The organism is Streptomyces cahuitamycinicus, from assembly GCF_002891435.1.
Classification (GTDB): domain Bacteria; phylum Actinomycetota; class Actinomycetes; order Streptomycetales; family Streptomycetaceae; genus Streptomyces; species Streptomyces cahuitamycinicus.
This window is the reverse complement of the sequence record NZ_POUC01000477.1, coordinates 1-5,639: the sequence shown is the minus strand read 5'-3', so window position 1 is coordinate 5,639 and position 5,639 is coordinate 1. Positions and strand designations below refer to the sequence as shown.

3 protein-coding genes and 1 tRNA gene are annotated in these 5,639 nt (G+C 71.3%); 1 reads left to right on the top strand and 3 read right to left on the bottom strand.

Annotated elements, in window-relative coordinates; genetic code table 11:
* Positions 1-84 precede the first annotated feature (84 nt).
* Positions 85-1,902, bottom strand: coding sequence for a YfjP family GTPase (locus C1J00_RS37115; RefSeq protein WP_102913318.1), 1,818 nt, complete (start codon positions 1,900-1,902; stop codon positions 85-87).
* A gap of 3 nt (positions 1,903-1,905) precedes the next feature.
* The gene (locus tag C1J00_RS37110) at positions 1,906-3,513 is read right to left on the bottom strand and encodes a dynamin family protein (RefSeq protein WP_102913317.1); all 1,608 of its coding nucleotides are present in this window, start codon (positions 3,511-3,513) and stop codon (positions 1,906-1,908) included.
* 320 nt (positions 3,514-3,833) lie between these two features.
* Here C1J00_RS37110 and C1J00_RS37105 point away from each other — a divergent pair.
* Positions 3,834-3,906, top strand: a tRNA-Arg gene (locus C1J00_RS37105).
* 919 nt (positions 3,907-4,825) lie between these two features.
* Here the strand turns inward: C1J00_RS37105 and C1J00_RS37095 are convergent.
* The gene (locus C1J00_RS37095; RefSeq protein WP_102913316.1) at positions 4,826-5,146 is read right to left on the bottom strand and encodes a GYD domain-containing protein; all 321 of its coding nucleotides are present in this window, start codon (positions 5,144-5,146) and stop codon (positions 4,826-4,828) included.
* Positions 5,147-5,639: the final 493 nt, after the last annotated feature.

The window sequence follows — 5,639 nt, the reverse complement described above, 5'->3', positions numbered from 1 at the left end:
GGGTGGGGCACGCCTCCGCCCCCTGGCCTCACCGCCAGGGCGTCACTGCCAGGGGGGCACTGCCAAGGCGTCACTGTCAGGGCGTCACCGCCCCGTCCCGACCACCCTCCCGTACTGCTCCCGGACCTCCCGGTACCGCAGCAGTTCCGCCGCCACCGGATCCAGTACCCGGGCCCTGCCGCATCCGGCCGCCGCCTCCCGCAACCGGCGTTCCGCCTCCAGGCCGTAGCGTCTGGCCGGGCCGCGGGCCGCCATCCGGCAGCTCCACTCGATGAGCGGTCCGCCGACGATGCCGATCACCATCAGCAGCACCGGCACTCCCAGGTTCGGCGCCATGACCCCGATGATCTGGCATAGCAGCCACAGCCCGCCCAGGAACTGCAGGATCGTCATGCACGCCTGGGTGAGGACGGCCACCGGCCACCATCCCGGGCGCGGTGGCCGCCCCGAGGGCACGCCCGCCCGCGCGGTCAGCTCGTCCAGCGCCTCGGGCAGCCCCTGTGAGCCGCGGACGGCCGCCTCGCGCACGGCTTGCGCCCAGGGCGCCGGCAGCCCGGCCGACGCCCGGTCGGCCACGGTCCGTACCGCCTGCTCGACCCGCTGACGTGCGGTCGCCTCTTCATCGGCCTGCGTGCGCGAGGGGAGCCGGCCCGTGGTGGGTTCCCCTCGGTCCTGGTACCAGCGCCACAGCCGCAGCCAGGGCGTACCGCAGGCGCGGTTGGCGTTGCGCAGCCACGCGCGCTCGGCCGCCTCGCCCGCCGCCGTGGCGCCCACCGCGTCCGCGAGCCGGTCGGAGAACTCCTCCCGGGCCTGTTCGCTGAGTCCGGTCCGCCGCTGGGTGGCGTAGACGGGCCACAGCCGCGCCGCGGCGATGTCCACGTCGGCCGAGATCCGGCGGTTCGGCGCCCCGCGCTCCGAGACGAACTGGCCCAGTGCCTCGCGCAGTTCCCCGAGTCCGTCCCCCGTGAGCGCGGACAGCGCGAGCACGGTCGTGCCCGGTTCGCCGTACTCCCCGAGAGCGATGCCGTCCTCGTCGAGGAGCCGCCGCAGATCGTCGAGGACCTGCTCGGCGGCCTCTCCTGGCAGCCGGTCGATCTGGTTGAGGACGACGAACATGACCTCGGCGTGGGCCGCCATCGGCCGCAGATAGCGCTCGTGGAGGACGGCGTCGGCGTACTTCTCCGGGTCGACGACCCAGATGACCGCGTCGACGAGCCCCAGGATGCGGTCCACGTGCCTGCGGTGCTGTACGGCCGCGGAGTCGTGGTCGGGCAGGTCGATCAGGACGAGTCCGCGCAGTGGTGACTCGCCGTCCCCGGTCGGCAACGGCCGGCGGCGCAGCCGGGGCGGGATCCCGAGCCGTTCGATGAGGCCGGCCGCTCCGTCGCTCCAACTGCACGCGATGGGCGCGGCGGTGGTGGGACGGCGCACGCCCGTCTCCGAGATGGTCACCCCGGCGAGCGCGTTGAACAGTTGCGACTTGCCGCTGCCGGTGGCGCCCGCGATGGCGACGACCGTGTGCTGTCCGGAGAGCCTGCGCCGCGCGGACGCCTCGTCGAGTACCCGGCCGGCCCCCGAGAGCGTCCTGCTGTCGAGCCGGGTGCGGGAGAGCCCCACGAGTTCGCGCAGGGCCTCCAGCCGCGAGCGCAGCGACTCCTCGTACACCAGCGGGGTCACCGTCGGCGGGACGGCGGAGCGGTTGTCCGTCATGGGGAACCTGTCTCCTTCGGCTGTCTCGGCGACCCGGCGCGCGATGAGTCCGTCGTCCCAGGTCTCGGTGGAGTCGGTACGTGTCGCGCGCTCGCCGTGTGGGGCAGTCCGGCCGGCGGCGCCGCCCCGCTTGTGGGCGTCGTCCGGCCGATCGGTGTGCTCGGTGGGGTCCTGGTCAGTGACAGCGGTCACCGGTCACCTCTCCTTCTGCAGTACGGACAGCGCGGCGATGAGCTCGGCCTGGGGCTCGGGGTGGACGTCGAGCGCGTCGAGCGGGGCGAGCCGGCGCTCGCGTTCGGCGTGCATGACCCGGTCCACGTGCTCCGTGAGCAGCCGCCCGGCCCGGTCGCGCAGCCGCAGCGCGCCATGGGCGCCGATCCGCTCGGCGAGGCCCTCCCCGGCCATCCGGCCCCGACGGCCGCCCAGCAGGGAGGTGGCGACCAGGGCGGCGACCAGCTCGGGGTCGGGCGCGAGATTGCGGTCGAGTTCGCTTACCTCGTCCTCGGCGTGCTCCTCGAGCTCGCGCCGCCACCGCCGCACGGCGAGCCCGATGCGGTGCTCGGCGTTGTCCGCGCCGGAGTCACGTGCGGCGAGTTCCGGGGCTGCGGAGGCCGGTTCGCGCCGCCAGGCGTCGTCGACGCGCTCGTCGGCGGCGGTGACGGCACACACCAGCAGCGCGCTGAGGCTCTCCACGAGCGCGTCGAGGAGTTCGGCGGCGGTGCAGTCCAGGGGGAAGGCACGCCAGCGCTTGAGCGCGTCCCCGGCGAGGACCGCCCCGCCCTGCAGCTGGCCCCGCACGCGCGTGTGTTCGCTGTCGTACGCCCCTTCGACGGCGGAGGTGAGCCGCAGTGCGGCGGCGTACTGAGCGGCGGCGGCCCCGGCCAGCTCGGGCATCCGGGACTTGAGGGAGTCGAGGACGCCGTACGCCGTACGGGCGAGGACGTGCTGGCGGGCCGCGGGGTCCTGGGCCTGGTGCACCAGCCAGGTGCGCAGCTGGGCGACGGCGGAGGCCGGCAGGAGCCCGCCGCCCCAGGCGGACTCGGGCAGTTCCGGCACGGTGAAGCGCGGCACCTCGCCGAGCCCGGCCTTGGTGAGCAGGGCCCCGTACTGCCGCGACACCTCGTTCACCACCTGGTGAGGCACCCGGTCGAGCACGGTCACGAGGGTGACGTCGTACTCCTTGGCGGTGCGCAGCATGTGCCAGGGGACGGCGTCGGCGTAGCGGGCGGCCGTGGTGACCATGACCCAGATGTCGGCGGCGCAGATGAGTTCGGCGGCCAGGACGCGGTTGTCGGCGACCAGGGAGTCGATGTCGGGCGCGTCGAGGAGGGCGAGGCCGGGCGGGAGGGTCTCGGCGGTCTCGACGCGCAGTACGCGCGCGGGGTTCTCGCCGGGGAGCAGCAGGTCGTCGGTGGAGTCCTGTTGAGGCACCCACACGCGCGTGAGGTCGGGCAGCACCCTCATCCCGCTGAACCAGTGGTGGTCCTCCGGATGGCAGACCAGCACGGGGGTGCGTGTCGTCGGCCGCAGCACGCCCGCCTCGCTGACCCGCCGTCCCACGAGGGAGTTCACGAGCGTCGATTTCCCGGCTCCGGTCGACCCGCCCACGACGGCCAGAAGCGGCGCTTCGGGGTCCCGCAACCGGGGCACCAAGTAGTCGTCGAGCTGCGCGAGGAGTTCGTCGCGGTTGGCACGCGCGCGTGGGGCCCCCGCCAGGGGCAGCGGGAAGCGTGCGGCGGCGACACGGTCGCGCAGGGCGGAAAGTGCGTCGAGCAGCTGAGGCCGTACGTCCAAGGTCACCACATGTGAAGAATGCCCAATTTTAGGGGAATTCTGAAGCATATGAGCATGTCTGCGCGCCGACGGAACATAAGGGACGGAAGGGACGACTGGGACACGGGCACACTCCAGGCATAACGAGTGCACAACACCCGATGCCTCTGACGCCAAAAGCGGTGCACGATTCGTACCTGCCTGCGATTATCAGGACCGCTTCACCGAACCTCCACATCGAGCCACGGAGGCGAAGCAACAGGGACAAGGTCGCGGGAGCCCTATCCTTGTCCCCGGCAACGTCACGGACCAGCCCACACCCGGGCCCCAAGACAGAGGCCACCACACCGGCCCCCGTAGCTCAGTGGATAGAGCAGGCGCCTTCTAAGCGCTTGGCCGCAGGTTCGAGTCCTGCCGGGGGCGCAAGTCTCCGCCCTCCCTTTGGGGAGGGCTTTTTGCTGGTCAGGATGGGTGTCGGCCGACCCGCCGAAGCCCCGGACGCCCTCTTGATGATCAAGGGTGGGCTCCGGGGCTGTCCGGCTGTTAACGGGTTTTTGCGGGTGGCCGTGTCGAATGCGTGTCGAAGTTTCTGCGGGCCGCTGGGTCAGTCGGCGAACGGCCGCTCGGGGAGATCTCCAGCAGCTTCGAGCCGCCTCTTCAGGTCGGGCAGCTGGCCCTCGACGCAGCGGGCGTAGGTCGCTAGAAGCACGGCAACGCTGTTTCCGGCCCACTCCGCCACCTGGGCGGGCGGAATCCCGTCGTTCAGCCACTTCGTCAGGCGCGTGTTCCGGTTGTCGTAGACGTGCCGACCGGTGGGCGACTCGAAGACGTGCGGGGGCAGTACGGCCTTTCGGGCATTGCGCCACGCCCGAGGAGGATGCCGCGCGACTCTCCTTGGAACAGCAGCTCACCCGGCTTGAGCTTTTCGTCCCCGATGTGCTGCCGCAGGATGCTTGTCAAGGCAGGATGCCCCGGCACAGTGCGCGTCTCGCCCCTCCGCTCGTCCTTCAGGGCGCGTTGTTCGTGGATCTCTTCCGTGTCAATCCACTGCTTTCCGACCTCAGGGGTCGCCGTGTGTCAGCAACTCACCACTCGTCGACGGCGTCGGGATCGGGTAGGACCACGTCCTCCACTCGCATCGCTACGGCTGCCTCGGACCGGGGACCGCAGTAGTACAACGTGGCGAAGAAGGCGTGAAGTCGCTCGCCGCCGCGTGGCCGGCGCCGTCCAGTCGAGGATCGCCGCCGCCTGCTCCGGGTTCAGGAGCGACCGCTTGTCCACGGCGTTCGTGGTCTTTACGGCGGCCGCCGACTCCTTGCGATGTATCCCACCGGGTGACGGCTCAGGCGCCGGGCGCCCGGTAGTCCACCTCCTGACGGACCGCCTCGTCGATCTCCTCGGCCGTCAGCAGCGCAACCGTGTTGGTGCGCACGCCACCGGCCGCCGACGTGACCAGCCCCAGGGCCGCGGCGGAGGTGTTGCCTGGCAGGTCCGCCGTGAGGTAGAAGTCCTCCTCGCCGAGTGCCCAGTACGCCGATTCGAGCCGGCCACCCATGCCCTGGACCAACCGCTCGACGACCTCACGGCGCGCGGTGCCACCCTCTTCGAGCAGGCCCTTCAGTCCGTCCACGGTCAGCTTGACCTTGAAGAGGTACTTCGGCATGGGTTCCGCCTTTCACGTCTCGCGCGGCTCTCGCGCCTGTCACATATGCCTCGGTAATCACTCTCAATCCGCATTCTCCCTACTCATCCGCGTCCGCGTCGCGAGGTCCGCCGCCATACGGCCTACGCCCCTGCCAAGGCAGGGTCAGCCCACCGACGCGCACCGCCACGAGCACGAAATCGTCGGGGCACAGTGACTCTGTCCGGCCGTCCGTGCAGTCGACGGCCACAGTCGGAGCGGGCGCGGATCGAACTCTGAAGCAGTGGTCACCAAGCCCGCCCCCCCCATTACCTTCTTCGTGGCCCCCCAATGGGGCTCCCGGCCTCTGGAGCTGGCATGACTGGTCCCCCCCTGTCGAACGCATGGCAATGCCGTTGCTTTAGTGGTCGTGCCATCGGTGGTTCAGGGTGACGACGACCGGGGAGCGGCGGTGGCTCGCGGGTTCTCCGGGGGCCTTGCTGCCGTAGCCGGTGATGCAGGAGCGGATCTTGCG